Annotated in this window: 19 protein-coding genes and 1 pseudogene; 12 read left to right on the top strand and 8 right to left on the bottom strand. The window is 70.4% G+C overall.

Going from position 1 to position 21,185, the window contains the following annotated elements; all coding sequences use genetic code 11:
• Positions 1–17 precede the first annotated feature (17 nt).
• Positions 18–992: a carbohydrate kinase family protein gene (locus tag P2L57_RS31285; protein ID WP_275820251.1), complete on the bottom strand. Its 975-nt coding sequence runs from the start codon at positions 990–992 to the stop codon at positions 18–20.
• Positions 993–1,272: 280 nt separating this feature from the next.
• On the opposite strand from P2L57_RS31285, the gene P2L57_RS31280 reads away from it, so the two are divergent.
• On the top strand, positions 1,273–1,527 hold the full coding sequence (locus P2L57_RS31280; protein WP_275820249.1) for a hypothetical protein: 255 nt from the start codon (positions 1,273–1,275) through the stop codon (positions 1,525–1,527).
• Positions 1,528–1,690: 163 nt separating this feature from the next.
• Entirely contained in the window at positions 1,691–3,265 is a 1,575-nt protein-coding gene (locus P2L57_RS31275) for a hypothetical protein (protein ID WP_275820247.1), read from the top strand.
• Positions 3,266–3,334: 69 nt separating this feature from the next.
• On the opposite strand, the gene P2L57_RS31270 is transcribed toward P2L57_RS31275, so the two are convergent.
• The gene (locus P2L57_RS31270) at positions 3,335–3,688 is read right to left on the bottom strand and encodes a HesB/IscA family protein (protein WP_269854307.1); all 354 of its coding nucleotides are present in this window, start codon (positions 3,686–3,688) and stop codon (positions 3,335–3,337) included.
• A gap of 277 nt (positions 3,689–3,965) precedes the next feature.
• Between P2L57_RS31270 and nadA the strand changes: the two genes are divergently transcribed.
• Positions 3,966–5,180: a quinolinate synthase NadA gene (nadA, locus tag P2L57_RS31265; protein WP_275820244.1), complete on the top strand. Its 1,215-nt coding sequence runs from the start codon at positions 3,966–3,968 to the stop codon at positions 5,178–5,180.
• A 67-nt stretch (positions 5,181–5,247) separates the two neighbouring features.
• Positions 5,248–6,114, top strand: a complete 867-nt coding sequence (locus tag P2L57_RS31260) for a GNAT family N-acetyltransferase (RefSeq protein WP_275820242.1) — start codon at positions 5,248–5,250, stop codon at positions 6,112–6,114.
• Between the two features lie 21 nt (positions 6,115–6,135).
• Here P2L57_RS31260 and P2L57_RS31255 read toward each other — a convergent pair whose 3' ends face one another.
• The 4 genes from P2L57_RS31255 to P2L57_RS31240 form a co-directional block, all read right to left on the bottom strand.
• Positions 6,136–6,813 (bottom strand): response regulator, encoded by a 678-nt coding sequence (locus P2L57_RS31255; protein ID WP_275820240.1) that lies wholly within the window; start codon positions 6,811–6,813, stop codon positions 6,136–6,138.
• A complete protein-coding gene (locus P2L57_RS31250) occupies positions 6,810–8,084 on the bottom strand; it encodes a sensor histidine kinase (RefSeq protein WP_275820238.1) in 1,275 nt (424 codons plus the stop codon). Before P2L57_RS31250 ends, P2L57_RS31255 begins: the two co-directional genes overlap by 4 nt.
• 78 nt (positions 8,085–8,162) lie before the next feature.
• Positions 8,163–8,441, bottom strand: a complete 279-nt coding sequence (gene pspAA / locus P2L57_RS31245; RefSeq protein ID WP_275820237.1) for a PspA-associated protein PspAA — start codon at positions 8,439–8,441, stop codon at positions 8,163–8,165.
• A gap of 31 nt (positions 8,442–8,472) precedes the next feature.
• A complete protein-coding gene (locus tag P2L57_RS31240) occupies positions 8,473–9,267 on the bottom strand; it encodes a PspA/IM30 family protein (RefSeq protein ID WP_275820235.1) in 795 nt (264 codons plus the stop codon).
• Between the two features lie 214 nt (positions 9,268–9,481).
• On the opposite strand from P2L57_RS31240, the gene P2L57_RS31235 reads away from it, so the two are divergent.
• From P2L57_RS31235 to P2L57_RS31225, 3 genes are all read left to right on the top strand, one after another.
• Positions 9,482–10,078 (top strand): DUF3043 domain-containing protein, encoded by a 597-nt coding sequence (locus P2L57_RS31235; RefSeq protein WP_275820233.1) that lies wholly within the window; start codon positions 9,482–9,484, stop codon positions 10,076–10,078.
• 74 nt (positions 10,079–10,152) lie between these two features.
• Positions 10,153–10,863, top strand: coding sequence for a methyltransferase domain-containing protein (locus P2L57_RS31230; protein ID WP_275820231.1), 711 nt, complete (start codon positions 10,153–10,155; stop codon positions 10,861–10,863).
• 68 nt (positions 10,864–10,931) lie between these two features.
• A complete protein-coding gene (locus P2L57_RS31225) occupies positions 10,932–12,035 on the top strand; it encodes a S1C family serine protease (RefSeq protein WP_275820229.1) in 1,104 nt (367 codons plus the stop codon).
• A 40-nt stretch (positions 12,036–12,075) separates the two neighbouring features.
• Here the strand turns inward: P2L57_RS31225 and P2L57_RS31220 are convergent, their stop codons facing one another.
• Positions 12,076–12,288: a hypothetical protein gene (locus P2L57_RS31220; RefSeq protein ID WP_275820227.1), complete on the bottom strand. Its 213-nt coding sequence runs from the start codon at positions 12,286–12,288 to the stop codon at positions 12,076–12,078.
• Positions 12,289–12,426: 138 nt separating this feature from the next.
• On the opposite strand from P2L57_RS31220, the gene P2L57_RS31215 reads away from it, so the two are divergent.
• The 5 genes and pseudogenes from P2L57_RS31215 (at position 12,427) to P2L57_RS31195 (ending at position 17,388) form a co-directional block, all read left to right on the top strand.
• A complete protein-coding gene (locus P2L57_RS31215; protein WP_275820225.1) occupies positions 12,427–13,632 on the top strand; it encodes a bifunctional adenosylcobinamide kinase/adenosylcobinamide-phosphate guanylyltransferase in 1,206 nt (401 codons plus the stop codon).
• Between the two features lie 67 nt (positions 13,633–13,699).
• A complete protein-coding gene (gene cobT, locus P2L57_RS31210) occupies positions 13,700–14,758 on the top strand; it encodes a nicotinate-nucleotide--dimethylbenzimidazole phosphoribosyltransferase (protein ID WP_275820223.1) in 1,059 nt (352 codons plus the stop codon).
• 219 nt (positions 14,759–14,977) lie between these two features.
• A pseudogene (locus P2L57_RS31205) lies at positions 14,978–15,832 on the top strand (phosphatidylglycerol lysyltransferase domain-containing protein); the annotation flags it as partial.
• 11 nt (positions 15,833–15,843) lie between these two features.
• Complete coding sequence (locus tag P2L57_RS31200; protein ID WP_275820221.1) at positions 15,844–16,542, top strand: hypothetical protein; 699 nt, start codon at positions 15,844–15,846, stop codon at positions 16,540–16,542.
• Positions 16,543–16,596: 54 nt separating this feature from the next.
• Complete coding sequence (locus tag P2L57_RS31195) at positions 16,597–17,388, top strand: adenosylcobinamide-GDP ribazoletransferase (protein WP_275820219.1); 792 nt, start codon at positions 16,597–16,599, stop codon at positions 17,386–17,388.
• Between the two features lie 3,203 nt (positions 17,389–20,591).
• Here the strand turns inward: P2L57_RS31195 and P2L57_RS31190 are convergent.
• A complete protein-coding gene (locus tag P2L57_RS31190; protein WP_308292528.1) occupies positions 20,592–21,074 on the bottom strand; it encodes an ATP-binding protein in 483 nt (160 codons plus the stop codon).
• Between the last annotated feature and the right edge of the window lie 111 nt (positions 21,075–21,185).

Genomic DNA, 21,185 nt, shown 5'->3' with positions numbered 1-21,185 from the left:
GGGGTGGGGAAGAGCTCTTACGACAGGTGAGCCCGGAGTTCCGTCGTCGCCTCCTGGCCGTAGGCCTTGGTGAAGCGCTCCAGGAAGTGGCCGGCACGGAGTTCGTACTCCTGAGTACCCAAGGTCTCGATGACCAGAGTCGCCAGCATGCAGCCCACCTGCGCGGCCCGCTCCAGGCCCAACTCCCAGGACAGGCCCGCCAGGAAGCCCGCGCGGAAGGCGTCGCCGACGCCGGTCGGGTCGACCTTGCGCTCCTCCTCCGCACAGCCGACCTCGATCGTGGCCTCACCGGCGCGTTCGATGCGCACGCCGTTCGCGCCGAGGGTGGTCACCCGGGTGCCGACCTTCGCCAGGACGTCGTCCGGCGACCAGCCGGTCTTGGTCTGGATCAGCGCCGCCTCGTACTCGTTGGTGAACAGATAGTCCGCGCCCTCCACCAGCAGCCGGATCTCGTCGCCTTCGAGGCGGGCCAGCTGCTGGGAGGGGTCCGCGGCGAAGGCGAAGCCGCGCGCCCGGCACTCCTCGGTGTGCCGGAGCATCGCCTGCGGATCGTCCGCGCCGATCACCACCAGGTCGAGACCGCCGACCCGCTCGGCGACCGGCTGCAGCTCGATCTGCCGGGCCTCGCTCATCGCACCGGTGTAGAAGGACGCGATCTGGTTGTGGTCGGCGTCCGTGGTGCAGACGAAGCGGGCCGTGTGCAGCACCTCGGAGATCCGTACGGACTCGGTGTCCACGTTGTGCCGGTCCAGCCACGCCCGGTACTCGCCGAAGTCGGCACCGGCCGCACCGACCAGAATCGGCCGCAGTCCGAGCACCCCCATGCCGAAGCAGATGTTCGGCCCGACCCCGCCCCGGCGTACGTCGAGCGTGTCGACCAGGAAGGAGAGCGAGACCGTGTGCAGCTGGTCGGCGACCAGCTGGTCGGCGAAGCGGCCGGGGAAGGTCATCAGGTGGTCGGTGGCGATGGAGCCGGTGACAGCGATACGCACGACGGGTCTGCTCCTGCGGTGGCGGTGGCCTGCGGGGACATTGCAACGGCCCGGAGGGCCTCTGGGCCGTACGGGACCAGCCAACGCTACCGGGTGGTCCCGGAGCGCCGGTACCGAACCGTTCCAGCCAAGCGTCGGCCACGAGCACGGAACCCCCATGACCAGGCACTACGACGACACCAGGAAATTACCGGAAAGTACCGCTTTCCACCCGGGTAAACGCTGCCTAAAGTCACCAGTGCGCACGATTCCCTCGCGCCCCTCAGAACCGGGAGTCACCATGGCCGAGCAGATCGAGCAGGCTCAGTCCGCCGAACGTGCCGAGTTCACCGAACTCCCCGGCGTGCCCGGCTTCCCCGGCACGGAGTCCGGCTCCCCCGCGGATCTGCTGAACGACTGCCGCCGCATCGCCCCGCGCTGGGCGGCGCCGCACATGGATGTGGCCGCTCCGGTTCCGCCGTCCTCGATTCACGGGACACGGGTCCCAGCGGCCTCCGCGCACGCCGTCGAGGAAATGTCCGAATACGGAAGTTGAACCCGGCCCGATCGCCGGGGACGCGCCCGCGCACGCCCTTGCCGTACGCCGCTCACCCGGATGCCGTACACGGAACCGTACGGCACTCGGCTCCGTCCAAGTCACGTCCGCCACACGGCGGATGGTGACATCAGCACCGTCACGGAGCCGAAGGAGCTGAACGGTGGGCATCGAGCGCACCCCGGAGAGGAAGCCCGAGAGCGGATCAGCCGGTACGTCCGGCGTGTCGGAGCCAACCGGTGGCCCCCGCAGGCGCCGGTCCTCGCTGACCGTGGCCCTGGTCGCCGGGGCGGTCCTGGTGGCGGGCGGCGGTGGCGCGTACTGGGCCGCGTCGGCCGCCGGCGGCACTCCCGGCCCCGCGGCGGCCGGCCCGAGGTCCGGCCCGGCCCCGCTGGCACTGAGCGGCTGGGCCGCGGCCGACGGCGCGGCGCCCGGACTGCAGTACCGAGCGACCGGCGCCCTGCCCTCCGGCCCCGGCTCCGCGCCCGTCTTCCAGCCGCGCGGCGAGGTCTCCCGGGACGACGTGGCGAAGCTGGCGGCCGCGCTCGGCGTGTCGGGACCCGTAACGCTGGACCACGGTCTGTGGCGGGCCGCACCGAGCCACAACGCACCGGGGCCCACACTGCAGGTGGCCCAACAGGCGCCCGGCAGCTGGGCGTTCTCGCGCGATGGGTCGGGCACCGGCTGCAGGCCGTCGACGGCGAACGGCGGCGAGGTCAGCGCTACCGGCCGGGCCATCTGCTACTCCCCCGAGCGCGCGATGCAGTCCGCGACGGCCGCCGCCTCCTCCGGCACAGCCGCCTCGCCCGACCAGGCGAAACATGCCGCCGCACCGGTGCTGACGGCGCTCGGTCTGGACGGGGCGCGGGTGGACGCCACGCACACGGCGGGCGGCTTCCGAAGCGTCGTGGTGGACCCGGTCGTGGGCGGTCTGGCCACGCACGGCTGGCAGACGACGCTCCAGGTCGGCTCGGACGGCGGGCTGTCGAGCGGTTCCGGACGACTGGCGGCGCTGACGCAGGGCGCTTCGTACCCGGCGGTGAGCGCTCAGCGGGCGCTGAACGAGCTGAACGGGAGCGGCACCGGCCCAAGCACCAGCCCAAGCACCGGCCCAAGCACCGGCCCAGGCGCCGACCCGAGCACCGGCCCCTGCCGGACCATGCACCCGGGCATTCCGGGCAGCGCCCCGAGCGGCCCGGCCGACCCTGGCGATCTGCCGCTGCGCGTGCCCTCGCGCTGCGCCGTGGGCAAGCCCCAGCCGCTGGACGTGCGGGGGGCGCGGTTCGGGCTGTCCGCGCAGTTCGTCAACGGCCGGCCGGAACTGGTGCCCTCCTGGCTGTTCCAGGTGGCCCAACCCGTCGACCAGCGGACCACCGAGATCGCCCAGCCCGCGGTGGACCCGAAGTACATCGTGCCCCCGGCCGGGACCTCGCCGGCGAGCACACCGCCGGGCAACGGCAACACGTCGTCCCGTGTGCACATCGAGTCCTACACGACTGATGGTGCGACGCTCACCCTGCACTTCTGGGGCGGGGTGTGTTCAAACTACTCGGCGACCGTGGTCAGCCAGTCCGCCGACGCGGTGAAGGTGCAGATCACCAGCGCGGCCAAGAACCCGAAGCAGATCTGCGTGCTGATAGCGAAGTCGATCAGCACGCAGGTGACGCTGGACAAGCCGCTCGGCGGCCGTACGGTCTACGACTCCTCGGACGGCCAGGCGGTGCCGCAGACACGCTGAGCGGTGCCGCGGACATGTGTGAGGCGGCGCCCCGGGCCGGGGACGCCGCCTCACACAGGTGCCGGTGACTCAGTGGAACGAGTCACCGCAGGCGCAGGAGCCCGTGGCGTTGGGGTTGTCGATGGTGAAGCCCTGCTTCTCGATGGTGTCGACGAAGTCGATCGAGGCACCGCCGAGGTACGGGGCGCTCATCCGGTCGGTGACGACCTTGACACCGCCGAAGTCCTTGACGACATCGCCGTCGAGCGAGCGCTCGTCGAAGAAGAGCTGGTAGCGCAGGCCGGAGCAGCCGCCAGGCTGAACCGCGACACGCAGCGCGAGGTCCTCGCGGCCTTCCTGCTCAAGCAGGCTCTTGACCTTGGCCGCGGCGGCGTCGGACAGGATGATGCCCTCGCTTGCGGTGGTCTCGTCCTGAACCGTCATCTGTTCACTCCCGGTTTCTACGCAACGTCGGTCTTCTGCCGCCGACTGGAACCGCCGCCGCCCGGAAATAATTCCGCGCGATCTCCGGCTTCCCGCTTACGTCTTCCATTCATGCTCGCATACCGCTCACGGCGAGGTCACCTCCCAGCCGGGGCGGGTCAACCCGCTGGCCAGAACGAGCCGGATGCGTCACATCGACACTATGGCCATCGTCAATCTGACGCGAACGAGCTATGATAGATAGCGTCAGTTAGACGAAAAGGCATGTTGCGAGAACATGCTGAGAAGAAAGGGCGTCCCGCCCGTGACCACCACCGAACCGCTGGCCCCCGCACCGCTGGACGTCCAGCCCACGCCGCTCGCCCTGCTGCTGCTCGGTCGCGACGCGGACCCCAGGAGCGAGCGCGGCGTGGAGTGTCCGGGCGACCTGCCCGCGCCCTCCGACCCCGATCTGGTCGAACGCGCCCGGGCCGCCAAGGCGAAGCTCGGCGAGCGGGTCTTCGTGCTCGGTCACCACTACCAGCGCGACGAGGTCATCGAGTTCGCCGACGTCACCGGCGACTCGTTCAAGCTGGCCCGGGACGCTGCCGCCCGCCCCCAGGCGGAGTACATCGTCTTCTGCGGTGTGCACTTCATGGCCGAAAGCGCGGACATCCTGACCACCGCCGACCAGCAGGTCATCCTTCCGGACCTGGCCGCGGGCTGCTCGATGGCCGACATGGCCAGCGCCGAGCAGGTCGCCGAGTGCTGGGACGTACTGGCCGAGGCCGGGATCGCGGACGTCACCGTGCCCGTCTCGTACATGAACTCCTCGGCCGACATCAAGGCCTTCACCGGGCGGCACGGCGGCACCATCTGCACCTCCTCCAACGCCAAGCGCGCGCTGGAGTGGGCGTTCTCCCAGGGAGAGAAGGTGCTCTTCCTCCCGGACCAGCACCTCGGGCGCAACACCGCGGTCCGCGAGATGGGCTTCTCGCTCGACGACTGCGTGGTGTACAACCCGCACAAGCCGGGCGGCGGCGTCACCCCCGAGCAGTTGCGGGCTGCGAAGATGATCCTGTGGCGCGGCCACTGCTCGGTGCACGGCCGCTTCTCGCTGGACTCGGTGGAGGACGTACGGGCCCGGATACCCGGGGTGAACGTGCTGGTGCACCCCGAGTGCAAGCACGAGGTCGTCGCGGCGGCCGACTACGTGGGTTCGACCGAGTACATCATCAAGGCGCTGGACGCCGCCCCCGCCGGGTCGGCATGGGCCATCGGCACCGAACTCAACCTGGTCCGACGACTGGCCAAGGCGCACCCGGACAAGCAGATCGTCTTCCTCGACAAGACCGTCTGCTTCTGTTCGACCATGAACCGGATCGACCTGCCGCATCTGGTGTGGGCACTGGAGTCCCTGGCCGAGGGCACGGTGGTCAACCGCATCGAGGTCGACCAGGAGACCGAGCACTACGCCAAGCTGGCGTTGGAGCAGATGCTGGCGCTGCCGTAAGCGCAGCGGAACAGCGGGGTTTTCGTTCCGGGGGGCAAGCCCCCCGGCCTCCCTTTTTAATGGGGGGATGCTGTTGCGCCCCGTACGGGATACCGCTGATGACGCCGACGCCGTGCAGGCCGTCACCGCCGCCTCGTTCGGGGGCTCGCGGGTGCTGGCGGGGGTCGGGTGGCCGCCGGAGCAGGTCGCCCGGTTGCGCGGGCGCGCCCGGTACCTCGCCAGGACCGATCCCGGCGGCTGCTGGCTCGCGGAGGACCCGGTGGGCGGTCCGGTTGGCGTGGCGCTGTCCTTGAAGCGCGAGTTCCTGTGGGGGCTCTCACTGCTCGCCGTCGTACCGGCCGCGCAGGGCAAGGGCGTTGGCGCGGCGCTGCTGGCACGGGCGATGGGGTACGGACGCGGCTGTCTGCGCGGCCTGGTGTGCGGTACCCGCCACCCCATCGCGGCCCGCGTCTACCGCCGTGCCGGATTCACCCTGCACCCGGCGATGTGCCTCAAGGGCGTGGTCGACCCCGCGCGGCTCGACGCCCCCGACGGCGCCGTGCACGAGGGCACCCCACGGCACCGGGACCTGATGGACTCCGTCGACCGGCGCACCCGGGGCGGCGCGCACGGCCCCGACCACGAGGAACTCCTGGGCGGCTGCCGGCTGTTCGTCGCCGACGACCTGGCGGGCAGCGGGTACTGCTACCTCGACGGCGGCAAGGTCGAGTTGCTGGCCGCCACCTCGCGGCGACTGGCCACCCGGCTGCTCACCGCGGCGCTGCTGGCCGTCCCCGAGGGCGGGGCAGCGCGTGTGCCGCATCTGACGGCTGATCAGCAGTGGGCGCTGGACGTGGGGTTGGCGGCCGGCCTGGAGCTGTCCAACTCCGGCTACCTGTGCCTGCGCGGGATGCGGCCGCCCGCGCCCTACGTCCCCTCGGACGCCTTCTTGTGACGGTCGGCCGCCTGGGCGGCGTCAGTTCGCCGACGGTCGTACCAGCCCGGTCTCATAGGCGATGACGACCAGTTGGGCACGGTCCCGTGCGGAGAGTTTGGCCATGGTGCGGTTGACATGCGTCTTGACGGTCAGCGGGCTGACCCCGAGGCGTTCGGCGATCTCCTCGTTGGACAGACCGGCGGCGACCTCGGCGAGCACTTCCCGCTCGCGGGCGGTCAGTACCGCGAGGTGTTCCGCGGCGGCCTTGGACGGTCCACCCGACCCGCCCGAGCCGAGGAACTGGGTGATCAGGCTCTTCGTCGCGGCAGGTGACAGCAGCGACTCCCCGGCGGCAACGGTACGGATGGCGGCCAGCAGTTCGTCCGGCTCCGCGCCCTTGCCCAGGAACCCGGCGGCACCGGCCCGTAGCGCCTCGATCACGTACTCGTCGGCCTCGAAGGTGGTCAGGATCAGCACATGGACGCCGCCCAGGTCCTCGGCCGCGGTGATCTCCCGGGTCGCGACGATTCCGTCCGTCCCCGGCATCCGGATGTCCATCAGGACGACATCGGCGCCCGTCCGACGGGCCAGTGCCACCGCCTCGGCGCCGTGGCAGGCCTCGCCGACCACCTCCATGTCCGGCTCGGACTCCACCAGCACCCGGAACGCCCCGCGCAGCAGCGCCTGGTCGTCGGCCAGTACGACACGGATCGTCATCGTCGCCCATCCCCCTTGAGCACTGCCTCTCCCCGCCCGGCGGCCACCGGAGCGGGTGTGGTCGACGGCAAGCGTACGAAGACCCGAAAGCCGCCTTCCGGGCGGGGCCCCGCCTCGAACCGGCCGCCCAGCGCGGCGGCCCGCTCACGCATTCCCATCAGACCGTGCCCGCCGCCGTGCTCTCCGTCGGCCGCCACCGGCCGGCCCCCGCCGTCGTCCAGGACGGTGATCTCCACACCGGTGTGCCCGCGGGCGATCCGCACCCGCACATGGGCGCCCGCGCCCGCGTGCTTGTGCACATTGGTCAGCGACTCCTGGATCACCCGGTACGCGGTGAGGTCGACGGTCGCGGGCAGCGGCTCGGCACCGTCCGCCATGCCTTCGGTCACCACCTCGGCGCGCAGCCCGGTCCGGGTGAACCCCTCGATCAGCCGGTCCAGTTCGGCGAGGCAGGGCGCCGGTTCCATCGGCGCCTCGGGGTCGCCCGCCTGCCGCAGCAGGCCGACGGTGGCGCGGAGTTCGTCCAGCGCCGAGCTGCTGGCCTCCCGGACGTGTGCGAGGGCCTTCTTGGCCTGGTCGGGTCGGCTGTCCATGACATGGGCCGCGACCCCGGCCTGCACATTGACCAGCGCGATGTGGTGGGCGACCACATCGTGCAACTCGCGGGCGATGCGCATCCGCTCCTCGGCGACCCGGCGGCGCGCCTCCTCCTCGCGGGTCCGCTCCGCCCGTACCGCACGCTCCTGGATCGCGGCGACGAAGGCACGGCGGCTGCGTACCGCGTCACCGCCCGCGGCGGCCATGCCGGTCCAGGCGAAGACGGCGAGATGCTCCTGGCTGTACCAGGGAGCGGGCCCGTAGCACATGGACACCGCGGTCAGCGCCGCACAGGTGGCCGCGCCGACCCGCCAGGTGGTGGGCCGGTCGGTGTGCGAGGCGACGGTGAACAGCGCGACGACGACGGCCGCCACCACCGGGGCGGACCGGGAGCTCTGGTCGGCGACGAACCCCAGGACAGCGGTCGCGCCGGTGACCGCGAGCACCGAGCGCGGTATGCGGCGCCGCACCACCAGCGGTGCGCAGGCCAGCACCGCCAGGGTGACGTTGACCGGATCCAGGCGGTACTGGTGCGCGGGCGGCCCGGCCACCGCGCTGGTCAGGATCAGACCGAGGACGACCGCGGCCAGCCCGCCGTCCAGTGCGAGGGGGTGGGCCCGCGCCCAGTGGCGCGCTCGGGCGAGGAGTGTCACGCCACGACACGGTACGGGCATCGGTCGGCCCGCACAGCACGGGCGCCCTGGTCCCGTGACGCATGGGACCAGGGCGCACAGTGGTGAAGCAGGTGCCGGTTATCCAGGGATCAGTCCGTCTTCGCTGAGCATCTCCCGCACCTCTTCGAGGGAGGCGTCCGCGGACGGAAGGATCAGCTCGGACGGCTCCAGGGCGTCGTCGGGCAGTGGCGTGCCCAGTCGGCGCACCGCGTCGAGCAGCGCACCGAGCGTACGACGGAAGCTCTCGTCGTCACCGCTCTCGATCTCGGCGAGCAGTTCGTCGTCCAGCTTGTTGAGTTCGGTGAAGTGGCTCTCGTCCAGCTTCACCTGCCCCTCTCCCATGATCCTTGCGATCACGACGGTCTCCCTTCGAGGTGCGAGCGGGCCCTCAGTTCTTGTCGAAACGCGGCTTGTCCTGCGGCTCGTGCTGCTTCGCCGCGCCGGACTTGCCGCCCTCGATGGCCTGCTGGCCGCTGCTGCCGCCGGCGAGCTCCGCCTTCATCCGCTGCAGTTCGAGTTCGACATCGGAACCGCCGGAGAGCCGGTCCAGCTCCGCCGAGATGTCGTCCTTGGCCAGGCCGCTCGGGTCGTCGAGCGCGCCCGAGGCGAGCAGCTCGTCGATGGCACCGGCCCGCGCCTGCATCTGCGCGGTCTTGTCCTCGGCACGCTGGATCGCCAGGCCGACATCGCCCATCTCCTCGGAGATGCCGGAGAACGCCTCGCCGATCTTGGTCTGTGCCTGGGCGGCCGTGTAGGTCGCCTTGATGGTCTCCTTCTTCGTACGGAAGGCGTCCACCTTGGCCTGCAGCCGCTGCGACGCGAGGGTGAGCTTCTCCTCCTCGCCCTGCAGCGTCTGGTGCTGCGTCTCCAGGTCGGTGACCTGCTGCTGCAACGCGGCACGCCGCGTCAGCGCCTCGCGTGCCAGGTCCTCGCGGCCGAGCGCCAGCGCCTTGCGGCTCTGGTCCTCCAGCTTGGCGGACTGCTGCTGCAGGCCGCTGAGCTGCAACTCAAGCCGCTTGCGCGACGTGGCCACGTCCGCGACGCCACGACGTACCTTCTGCAGCAGCTCCAGCTGCTTCTGGTACGAGTAGTCGAGCGTCTCGCGCGGGTCCTCGGCCCGGTCCAGGGCCTTGTTGGCCTTCGCGCGGAAGATCATCCCCATCCGCTTCATGACACCGCTCATGGGCCTGGCGCGCCCCCTTCTCAGACTTGCTCCGGCACCTCTGTTGACCCCTACAGTACGGGCCCCGGTTCCATTACCGCACCGTTCGGCCGCGGATGCGCTCATCCTGAGGGACGATCACGGGCCGACCTCATCCCGCCCAGGGAGTAGGTGGCGGCACCAGGTGGGTACGCGGGGTGGGGTCCGGTCCCGGCACCACGTACCCTTGGGCCTTGTGTTCCGACGTCGTTCCAAGGATGAGCAGGCCGCGACCCCGACGCTGACCGCCGAACCGGTCGACCAGCGCCGCGGCCCGCAGGCCCCCAAGGGCCGCCCCACGCCCAAGCGCAACGAGGCGCAGACGCAGCGCCGCCAGCGGGCCACCGTGCCCACCGACCGCAAGGCGGCCACGAAGCAGGCCCGCGAGGCCCGCCGAGTCGAGATGGCCAAGCAGCGCGAGGCCCTGGCGAGCGGTGACGAGAGGTACCTCCCGGTGCGGGACAAGGGTCCGGTGCGCAAGCTGTGCCGGAACTATGTCGACACCCGGTACCACGTCGCCGAGCTGTTCCTGCCGCTGGCGGTGGTCATTCTCGTCCTGAGCATGTTCCCCAGCATGAACGTCAAGGACATCTCGCTGCTGCTGTGGCTGCTGCTCATCGTCCTGATCGTGGCTCAGTCCGTCTTCACCGCCTTCCGGCTGAAGAAGGTGCTGCGCGAGCGCTTCCCGAACGACAACCTGCGCGGCGCGGTGGCCTACGCGCTGATGCGCACCCTGCAGATGCGCCGGATGCGGCTGCCGAAGCCGCAGGTCAAGCGCGGTGAGCAGATCTGACCAGCGGATTTTCCGGCGGGGCGGAAGCCTGGCTGGCGGGTCTCGGTGGCCTGCGGAACACCGTCCGGCAGGAGTTGGTCGCCCGGCAGCTCGACGAGCAGATCACCGCGCGTTTTCCGGTGGGACGCCGGCTGCGGGTGCTCGACGTGGGGCTCGGCCAGGGCACCCAGGCGCTGCGGCTGGCCCGCGGCGGCCATGAGGTGACCGGCGTGGAGGCCGATCCGGCGATGCTGGAGAAGGCCCGCGAGGTGCTGTCCGGGGAGCCGGAGGGCATCAGGGAGCGCTTCCGGCTGATCGAGGGCGACGGCCGGGAGACCGGCCGGTACTTCGAGGCGGGCAGCTTCGATGTGGTGCTCTGCCACGGTGTGCTGATGTACGTGTCCGATCCGGACGCGATGCTGGCTGGTCTCGCCCGGGTGCTCGCGCCCGGCGGGCTGCTGTCGCTGCTGGTGCGGAACGGGGACGCGCTGGCGATGCGGCCGGGGCTGTCCGGCGACTGGGACCGGGCGCTGGCGTCGTTCGACACGACCGCGTACACCAGCCGGCTGGGGCTGGCCGTCCGCGCCGACCGGCGCGAGACGCTCGCCGCGACCCTGACGGCGATCGGCACACCGCTGCGCGCCTGGTACGGGGTGCGGGTCTTCACGGACACCGCGGCCGACGAGGCCCAGGCCGGTGACGTCGCGGACCTGGACCGGCTGCTGGCCGCGGAGGACCGGGCCGGGCGCACCGATCCCTACCGCGCGGTGGCGGCACTGCTGCACCTGTGCGGTGTACGGGACTGAGTGGGCGTCGGCAGCGGCGGCTCACCGCGATGGACCATCACCTGATAGGCGGATAAAATAGACCAGGCATGACTGGTACACGAGTGCCTGGATCGTTCAGCAGCGGATCGGCCTTCCGGTTGCTGATCCCGGCCGCCGCGTGCATCTGCTCGGCCGCGCTGGCACTGACCGGTTGCACCAGCACGAAGAGCCCCTCCCCCTCACACCCGTCGTCGGGCAGTGCGGTGACGGGAGCCGCACCGTCGTTGAGCAACAACCTGCAGAACGACTACGAGCGGGTGGTGAAGAAGGTCCTGCCGTCCGTCGTGGAGATCACTTCGGGCTCGGGCCTCGGCTCCGGCATCGTGTGGGACACCAAGGGCGACGTGGTCACCAACGCCCATGTCGTCGGCGACGCCCAGAGTTTCAAGGTCACCCTCGCGACCGGGAAGAACCCGCTGGACGCCACGCTGGTCGGCAGCTACCCGGCCGACGACCTCGCGGTCATCAAACTCAACAAGGCGCCGGACGGGCTCAAGCCCACCGCTTTCGGGGACTCCTCGAAGGTCCAGGTCGGCCAGATCACGCTGGCCATGGGCAACCCGCTGGGCCTGTCCAGCAGCGTCACCCAGGGCATCGTCTCGGCGGTCGGACGCACCGTCAACGAAGGCGGCCAGAACGGCGGCGGCGGTGCCACCATCGGGAACATGGTGCAGACCTCGGCCGCCATCAACCCCGGGAACAGCGGCGGTGCCCTGGTCAATCTCTCCAGCCAGGTGATAGGCATCCCCACCCTGGCGGCCACCGACCCGGAACTCGGCGGCGGCACGGCGCCCGGTATCGGATTCGCCATCCCGGCCTCGACCGTCAGCAACATCGCCGGACAGCTCGCCAAGTACGGCAAGGTGACGGCCTCGGGGAGGGCCGCACTCGGCATCACCGCGCGAACCGTGCTCAACAACAGCCTGCAGCCCGCGGGCGTCGCCGTCGTCGCCACAGCCAAAGGCGGCGCGGCGGACAAGGCGGGCATCCGGCCCGGCGACATCATCACCAAGATCGACGACACCCCGGTCACCACGGACTCGTCGCTGTCCGAGGCGCTCGCCGCGCTCAAACCCGGCGACAAGACGAACGTGACCTACGACCGGGACAGCACCACCAAGACGGCGGCGGTGACCCTCGGTCAGCTGTAGCGATGGACGGGCGGCGGATACCGCCCGTCCATACCGGCGGCTAGTCCTCGCCGTGGTGGAGGCTCATCGGGCCGGGGTAGACCTCCGTCCCGTCCTCGAACAGCCTGACCTGGTCGACTCCGCCGTCCAGCAGAGCCTTCCACTCCTCGCCGATCCACGACTCCGCGTCACCCTGGGTGGTGAACTCCTCGGGTTCCACCGCCGGTACGGCCTCGCTGCCGTCGGACTTCTCGAACTGCCACGTCCACGTCATGCCAGGCCCCTCTCGACCGTCATCCGCCCGCGTCATCTGTCCGCGCAGGTTAACGGAGATCACTACCGCCGGTCAGCCATGCCCCCCGGCGGCGGGGCGGTACCCAACCGGTCAAACGCCGTACGCGACGATGTACGCATGGAGATCACGCTGCTCGGCACGGGTGGACCCAAGGGCCTGCCGCAGTCCGGCTGCCCGTGCGCGGCCTGCGCCGCCGCGGTGGGCGCCGGGGCCCGCGGCCCTGCCTCGCTGCTGGTCGACGGGGTACTGCTGCTCGACCTGACGCCCGGCCTGGCGCTGGCCGCCGCACGCGCCGGGCGCTCGCTCAGCGGCGTACGGCAGGTACTGCTGACGCACCCTCAGGCCGGGCCGCCGGTCGACCTGCCGCCCGGGCTTCCCGTGCCCGGCCGGGTACCGGACGGTGAGCAACTGGCGCTGCTCACCGGGCACCGGGTTCGCGCGGTGGCCCTGGACGCGCCGGGTACCGGGTACGAGGTGACCGACCCCGAGGGACACCGGCTGCTGTATCTGCCCACGGGAGCCGCACCCGCCGGGCTGGACAACGGGCGCGACCGCCCGGCCCCGTACGACATGGTGCTGCTCGACGCGATCCACCGGCCGGACGCACTGGCCCGGCTGCGTGCGGTGGGCGCGGTCGGCCCGACCACCGATGTGATCGCCGTCCATCTGGACCATGACGCTCCGCCGGAGCCGGAAGTACACCGCAGGCTCAGCGCGGAGGGCGCCCGCGCGGTGCCGGACGGCAGTTCGCTGACGGTGGGCGCGTACGAGTCCGTACCGGACGTCCCGCGCCGCACGCTCGTGCTGGGCGGCGCTCGGTCCGGCAAGTCGGCGGAGGCCGAGCGGCGGTTGGCCGCCTTCCCCGGCGTGGTGTACGTGGCCACCTCAGGCACCCGCGAGGACGACCCCGACTGGGCGGCCCGGGTACATCTGCACCGCGAGCGGCGTCCCGCCACCTGGCGCACCGAGGAGACCTGCGACCTCGTCCCGCTGCTCGGTGCGGACGGCCCACCGCTGCTCATCGACTGCCTCGCCCTGTGGCTGACGGACGCGATGGACGCGGTCGGCGCCTGGGACGAGCAGCGCTGGGCGTCCGGGGGGCGCCGCCAACTCGGCGAGCGGGTAGCCGAGTTGACCGCCGCCTGGCGGGCGACCCGCCGCACGGTGGTGGCCGTCAGCAACGAGGTCGGCTCCGGCGTGGTCCCCGCGACGGCGTCCGGCCGCCGTTTCCGTGATGAGTTGGGACGGTTGAACGCGGCGATCGCGGCGGAGTCGGAACGCGTACTGCTGGTCGTCGCGGGCCTGGCGGTTTCGCTGCGCTAGGCCGCCCGCGCGGACGTCGGGCGCCGAGCATCACCCCAGCCGCAACCTCACCGGTAGGGTGCGAGTCGTGAGCGCCCTAGACCTAGACGACTTCGCCGCGCTGATCGACCGTCCCGATCCAGCGCTCCGGCATGACTCCAAAGCACTCCGTACGCACACGCCTATGGCGGGAAAGCTCGGAAAGCTCGAAGACCTGGGCGACTGGCTGGCCTCCGTACAGGGCGGCGCACCGGCGAAGCCGATCGAGCGGGCCCGCGTCATCCTCTTCGCCGCCGACCACGGCATCGCCAAGCGAGACGTCTCCGTACGCCCTGCCGGAACGGCCAGCACCCTGGTCCGCTCGGTACTGGCGGGCGAGGCCGCGGTGAACGTGCTGGCCCGGCAGTACGGAGCGCAGGTACGGGTCATCGACATGGCCGTGGACTGCGACCCCGGCGAACTGCCCGCCGAGGTGGTACGGCACCGGGTGCGGCGCGGCTCAGGGATGATCGACGTGGAGAACGCGCTGACCGAGGCGGAGGCCGAGCAGGCGTTCCGCGCCGGAATGGCGATCGCTGACGAGGAGGCCGACTCCGGCACCGATCTGGTGGTGCTCGGCGACCTCAGCGTCGGCGGTACGACCTCCGCGGGCGTACTGGTCGGGGCGCTGTGCGGTACGGACGCGTCCGTGGTGACCGGCCGCGGCTCGGGCATCGACGACCTGGCCTGGATGCGCAAGTGCGCGGCGATCCGCGATGCGCTGCGCCGGGCGCGGCCGGTGCTCGGCGACCAGCTGAAGCTGCTGGCCGCGGTGGGCGGCGCGGACCTCGCGGCGGCCACCGGGTTCCTGCTGCAGTGCGCGGTGCGCAAGCTCCCGGTCGTACTGGACGGCGTCGTCTCCGCCGCCTGCGCGCTGTCCGCGCAGCGCGTGGCGTTCCGGGCACCGGACTGGTGGCTCGCGGGCCAGTCGTCGGGCGAGCCCGGCCAGGCCAAGGCGCTGGACCGGTTGTCCATAGAACCGCTGCTCGACCACGGTGTGCGGCTCGGTGAGGGAACCGGCGCGCTGCTCGCGGTGCCGCTGCTGAAGGCCGCGGCGGCACTGGCCACAGAGCTCTCGAACCAGCCGGAGCCCGCCCCGGAGGCGTAGGTCCGCTCAGCGCCGTGGCATCCCGGACCGGGGTCTCCCCAAAACCAGGATTCCCCGCTAAATCCCGCCAATTGCGACATAAGATCGCTGTTCATGGGCCCCTTTCGCGCGGAACGCGATGAACCGTCCCGGGCGACCCGCCAGCCCCATAACGCCCGGGACACCCGCGAGGTCCGAGCGGGCCGCACACCCCGCCGGGACCGCCGGCAGACCAGGCCGTCACTCGCGTCCGACTCAGAAGGTTTACCAGGGATAACAACCCCCGACCGGGTGAATGTCGTCATCAACATCATGAGTGCGATCCTGTTCCTTCTGGTGTTGTGCGCGGCACTTCGCGCGCCGCGCGGCCGGGAGCTCCTCAGGCCGCGGGATGAAACGTCCCTGCGTGAGCTGTTGGAACGGCACGGCGGACGGGATTCACTCGGCCACTTAGCGCTGCGGCGCGACAAGAGGGTGATCTGGTCCTCCACCCGCAAGTCGGCCATCGCATACCGCGCGGTGGGCGGAGTGACTCTGGCCTCCGGCGATCCGATCGGAGACCCTGAAGCGTGGCCCGGCGCCATCGAGCCGTGGCTGGAGGCTCGCGAGCACGGCTGGATCCCGGCCGTGATGGGGGCGAGCGGGGAGGGGGGAACGATCTACGCGCGAGACGGCCTTGACGCGTTGCAGATCGGCGACGAGGCGATCGCGGAGGCCGCCGAGTTCGCCGTGGAGGGACGGGCGATGCGGGCCGTGCGCCAGGCGTACAACCGGGTACGCGGGTGCGGTCACACCGTCCGGAACCAACGCCACGAGGACATCCCCGAGGACGAGAGTTCTGACGGTCCATCACTCGATCTGATGTGCCGGGACCGCGCGCCCGACAACGGCCTGTTCGAATACTCGGCCATTGAACTGGTCAGGCGGGCCTACCAGTTGGGTATCCGTCAGCTCGCGCTCAACTCTGCCATGTTCCGCCCGGCGTTCGAGCGTGGCTCATGGCCAGGCGCGGGCCCGGTGCCGCTGAGTCGGCGCTCGCTGCTGACGTCCTTCTCCCGCCGGTGGCGGATCGAGTCCCCGTACCGAACCAGCGCCCTCGGTCAGCTGTGAGCACCGCAGAAGCGTGGCTGCGCCGCGCCGCGTACCGGGAGTGGGGCGCGCTCGTCGCCGACCTGCGCATCGCCTCGGTGCGCGAGAGGTGGCGGGCGATCCCGCTGACGATCACCGCCGTGGTGCTGATCTCCGTACTGCAACTGGTGCAGCACACCACCTTGGGCGATGACCTGGTGAACCGGGCCGGGGTGGTCAGCGCCTCGCTGCTGTGGTGGAAGGCACTGCTGCGCACCCCGCTGTCACTGTTCGTCCCCGCCCTCGATCTGCCGGTGTGGGGAGCGCTCGCCCAGGTGCTGGTGGTCTTCGGGATCGCCGAGATCACCCTCGGCAAGGCCCGTACGCTCGGCATCGCCTACCTGTCGACACTGGCCGGGACGACGTACGCGCGCTGGGGTGTCGCCCAGGGCCCGCACGCGGTGCTCGGCTTGGCGCAGATCGACGCCTTCATCCGCGACACCGGCCCGTCGGCGGCGGTCGTGGCGCTCGCGGTGTGCGTCGCCTGGCGGTACCGGGCGTGCTGGACCGCCGGGGTGGTGGCCGGATCGATGGTGGTGGAGGTCGCGCTGTGGCCGAACCTCGCGGGCTGGGAGCACTTGGCCGCGATCACGGCGGCCGTCGGCTGGTGCCTGGTCGACGACGCGGTGCGCCGCCGCCGTAAGCGCCGCACGGACCGCCCGGCGGGCGGCCTGTAGCGGACGGGTACGGTTCTGCCCGCCAGCCATCCGCAGCGCGAGGGAGTCCGTCCGATGGAACGCACGGAGTCGGCGACCGCCACCGACGGAGTACGGTTCGCGTTCGGCACACTGACCGTGCTGCCGGTACGGGTCGAGCGGTGGGACCGCGCGGCCGGGCGAACCGGCATGCTGTGCGCGCCCGTTGTCGGGCTGGTCGTGGGCTTGGTGGCGGCCGCCTTGGGGGGTGTGTTGCTGTTTTTGGGTGGCGGTCCCCTTCTGGCGTCCGTGGCGACGGTCGCGGTTCCGGCGGTCCTGACGCGCGGGCTGCACCTGGACGGGTTGGCCGACACCGCCGACGGCCTCGGCAGCGGCAAGCCCGCCGCCGAGGCCCTGCGGATCATGAAGCAGTCGGACATCGGTCCGTTCGGCGTCCTGACGTTGGTGTTCGTGCTACTGGCGCAGGTGGCCGCGGTGAGCGGACTCTACGGTACGGGCTGGCCCCAGGGTGCCACGGCGGCGACGGTCGCCGCGCTGACCGGCCGCACCGCGATGACGCTCGCCTGCCGCGAAGGGGTGCCCGCGGCCCGCAAGGACGGCCTGGGCACAGCGGTCGCGGGCGCGGTTCCGGCACGCGGCGCGTGGTGGCTGGCGGGCATCACGGTCCTCGCCTCGGCGGCGGCGGGCGCGGCCTTCGGCCCGTACGGCGCGGTGCATTACACGGTGGCGGCGCTGGCGGCCCTGGTAGCGGCGGAACTCCTTTTGCGGCGCTGCCGCGCGCGCTTGGGCGGCGTCACGGGTGACGTTTTCGGCGCGCTGTGCGAGACGGCGGTGACGGCAACGCTGGTCACGCTGGCGTTGGGGTGATGGGCTGTTGCGGTCGCGGGTCGTGGGGGCGCCTCCGGTCTGCTGCCCCTCGGACGGGCGCATTCTGCGGGATATCACAGCTCTAGGCGCTTCCAGCGCCGAGGAGACACATGCTCAGCCGTTGGGTGGTGTTGTTGACCGTCACCTCGAAACAGTTCCGCAGCGGCGCCGTCTCTCCCGGCTGAGGTGCGCTAGGAACAGATGTATTGGTTACGCGGAAGATCGCCTCGGCCGACTCTCCTGCCGACAGCCCCTGGGCCTGAACCCGTTCCCTCCCGCCAGGGAAGTTACCTGCGACCCCACTACCGGCAAGCTCGAGCGCTGCCGTCCAGTTCCCCCGCGGGCTGGCCGTCACGGTCGTTGACCGGCCACTGGACGCCAGGTCGACCCGAATTCCCTCCCCCGGCTGCCAGCCGCTCCCGGTAATTGAGATCACGGTTCCAGGGGGGCCTTGGGTCGGACTGATGCTCATCATCGCCTGCGCCGCCGCCGCGTGCGCGGTCGGCGTATAGAGCAGGAGCGACAGCAACACGGAACTGACTGCCGCAAGTGTTCTAGTCCACTGAATTCTCATGAAGACCCCACGGATTCAGGCCGCCCTCGATCAGGCTCTTATTTTCCCGCCGTCCTGCAAGGCACAGCAAGAATCAAGAAAATTCTGCAAGTGTAACGCGCTACCGGTGAGACGAGATACTGCGGCCGTTGCGCCGCGTTTCAGAAACGCCTACGGCCTGTGGGTACCGCGAAGACCCCCGCGCGGCGCAGTAGCACTCCACACCACATCGGAGGTCTTCGCCTGGTTGTTGATCTAGTAGCCGACGTTCACACACTCACGGCGTGACCGGGCTGGCTGGCACAGAAGTGACGTTGGTGGTTGCCGCGCCACCCTGACCGCCCTGGGTGGTGACAGACGACGGGGGACTCGCTGTCGGCGTGATGTTGGTGGTTGCCGCGCCACCCTGACCGCCCTGGGTGGTGACAGACGACGGGACACTCGGTGTCGCAGGGCAAGTTCCCGATGCGCAGCCACTAGGCGGCGGCATCACAGGCGGCGTCACAGGCGGCGTCACAGGCGGCGTCGCAGGGCAAGTTCCCGATGCGCAGCCACTAGGCGGCGGCGTCACAGGCGGCGTCACAGGCGGCGTCACAGGCGGCGTCACAGGCGGCGTCACAGGCGGCGTCACAGGCGGCGTCACAGGCGGCGTCACAGGCGGCGTCACCGCGGGCGTACCAGGCGGCAAGTTGACAGTTATCGGGCCCGTCGTCGCCGTACCACCAGTGCCTCCAGCAGCAGTGACGTTGCCGACGCTGCCGCCAGTGGCAGTGGCGTTGCTAGCGGCCGACTGCTTCTGGCCCTGGACCTGCTTCTGGACCTGGGCCTGCTTCTGAGCCTGCACGGGACCCACCGGTACCAAGATGAAGCCAGCGGCCACCTCCGCCGCCGTCGGGCACCTGTTGTACGCATTGACGAAGAGGATGGTCTTCGCCTGATTTTGGGCATACCACGGGAGGCACGTCACTGGATTTACTGCCCTTGGCACCGTTTGGGTAGCCGTAGCGCGAGCGTCGTTAGGCGTAGCGCCGGCCACAGCCGCCGAAATGCCGTACATACCTGTCAGCGCGCACGAAGCAGCAGCAACACAGATACTTCGTGCAAGAATTCTCTTCATAATTCCCCCTAAGGGGATAGGGTCGAGCTCTCGACACTAGGAGCCTCATTCTCGCGTTGGCAGCAATGAAATCACCGCCGCTGCCAGTGGATGCGCACCCCGCACCCCTGGCGTAACGCTCTGCATGTTCCCTACTTCGACCCTCGTCCCATACACGGCACATGTCAAGTGGCCGAACGGCCCACCCTTGTGCATTCCGGAACGGCCGTCTGACGTCCCGTGATGAAGCTCCGAGTGGTAGTGCCACGACCGGTGGCGCCATGACCGATGCCAGCCGTGGCGCTCGCGGCGACCTGGGTGCCGGGGAGCGACAATCAGCTGGCACATGGTGCCGAGAAATCCGCGGTCGCTCGGCAAGGGGCCGAAGGCCGCCCTCCAGCGCTTGGGCATGGAAACTGTCCGTTGCCGCCGAATGCGAACGGTCAACGCGAGCCGCCCCTGGTCTCTCGTCCTCAAGTGGTCAATCGGTACACCAACGACCGCACCTGGGTCACGAACATCCGACTCCCCGTCGAAGCGGACTATCCACTGTGTATCCACTGAGCATGCGGCCGCCCAGAGCAACCGTGGCCGTATGCACGTGTTACCGCACCGAGCCCCTGCCACGACGCTGGCCACCCAGATCGCCCGTCATCCCGGGCCAAGGTCGAGTGGCGCTGCCGGTCCGCCGGTGAAGCAGATCACCCGGGATGGGATCCAGACCCAAAGAACCCCGGGGTTGTTGCCGTACCAGACCCTCCGCTCCCAGTGGCCGGGCGTTGGGACGCACACGATCTGACGGGGCGGCTGGTGCTGGACCTGCGCGACCTGGTGGACGGCGGGCGCCCGTGGGGTGGCCGTGGCGATTCCAGTGGCTGTGCCGAGGAACAAGGGGGATAGCGCGGCTATGGCAACGGCTTCTCTTGTGAGATGCGTACGCATTGGTCGCTCCTTACCTCATTCCGAGATCGGTCAGCTACCACGAAACCGACGTTCGCACATGGGCAGGCACCCCGACAGGGCCGAACGGTCCACCCTGTGGTTCAGGGCGGCGCAACTCGGCCCAGTATCGGCCAGTCATGATCTGCAGCTCGTTGCCGTCCGCCCACGTGGCACAGTCGGTGCGGTGCGATCAGCCTCGCTGAGGGCAGCCTCTGCAATGCTGAGCGCGCGCTCTGTCCCGATCCGGCGCCAGCACAGCGCGAACGGCTTCGTGCCGAGCTGGGTAAGGGCGCCTGTGGTGCCCTGCACGCTGTCGCACGCCATGTCGACGACCTGGTCAGCACGCCTGCGGCGGGCGGCCGGAGCCGGTGTGATCGGGGTACCAACGGGAGGCAGGGCCGACAGGGGTGATCCCCTTGATGAAGAGAACTGATGGGCCAGCGGCCCGAGTTGATCCCGGCGAGCGTCAGATGATGCGCGTAGGCATGCCTCAGAGCCTCAGTCCCGGGTGAAGCCGACAAGGTGCGGTTCAGTGGCACGTGGAGTCGACATGGACATGCCCAGATCCTAGCGGCTACCCACACGGCTTCCCTGTGCGGGACGCCCGAGCCGTCAGTTCCCTTCCAAGACAATGGTCAGCTCGAACCAGATCAACTTACCGCCCACACCGAACGGCTCCTTGTCGATGGCGTAGCCGCCCCAGCGGTCGGCGAGGAGATCGAGGATGAGCAGGCCGCGGCCGCCGATCATGTCCTCCTCCGGGCTCGCCGCGAAGGGGGTTGGCAGTTCGGGGTTGGTGTCGCAGACGCTGACCCGTAGCACGGGGTGCCGCCAGTCCAGCCTGACGGAGACGCAGCCTTCGGCGTAACGGAAGGCGTTCGTGGTGAGTTCGGACGTCAACAGCACGGCCTTGTCGATGAGTTCGGGCAGCCCGTGCCTGGTGAGTACCGAGCGCAAGGTGTCCCGGGCGATACCGGGGGCACGGGGGTCGGGTGGGATATGGAGGCAGTACTCCCAGGTGTCCGAGGCGGGAGTTGATCGCGGCACGAGGCTCATGTGCGGCTCCGATGCGGGGAGTTCAGTGACACGGCTCACACGCTAGAGCAGATTGACTCACACGTGATCCCAACTTCCCCGAAAGGGTGAGTCGCTCGATGACTCACTGGACCGTCGCGGGCCTCGCTGGGAGACTGTCGCGCGCAGCGA

Source organism: Streptantibioticus ferralitis, from assembly GCF_029223525.1.
Lineage (GTDB): Bacteria > Actinomycetota > Actinomycetes > Streptomycetales > Streptomycetaceae > Streptantibioticus_A > Streptantibioticus_A ferralitis.
Note: the sequence above shows the minus strand (reverse complement) of the source record. Positions and strands in the feature narration are given on the sequence as shown.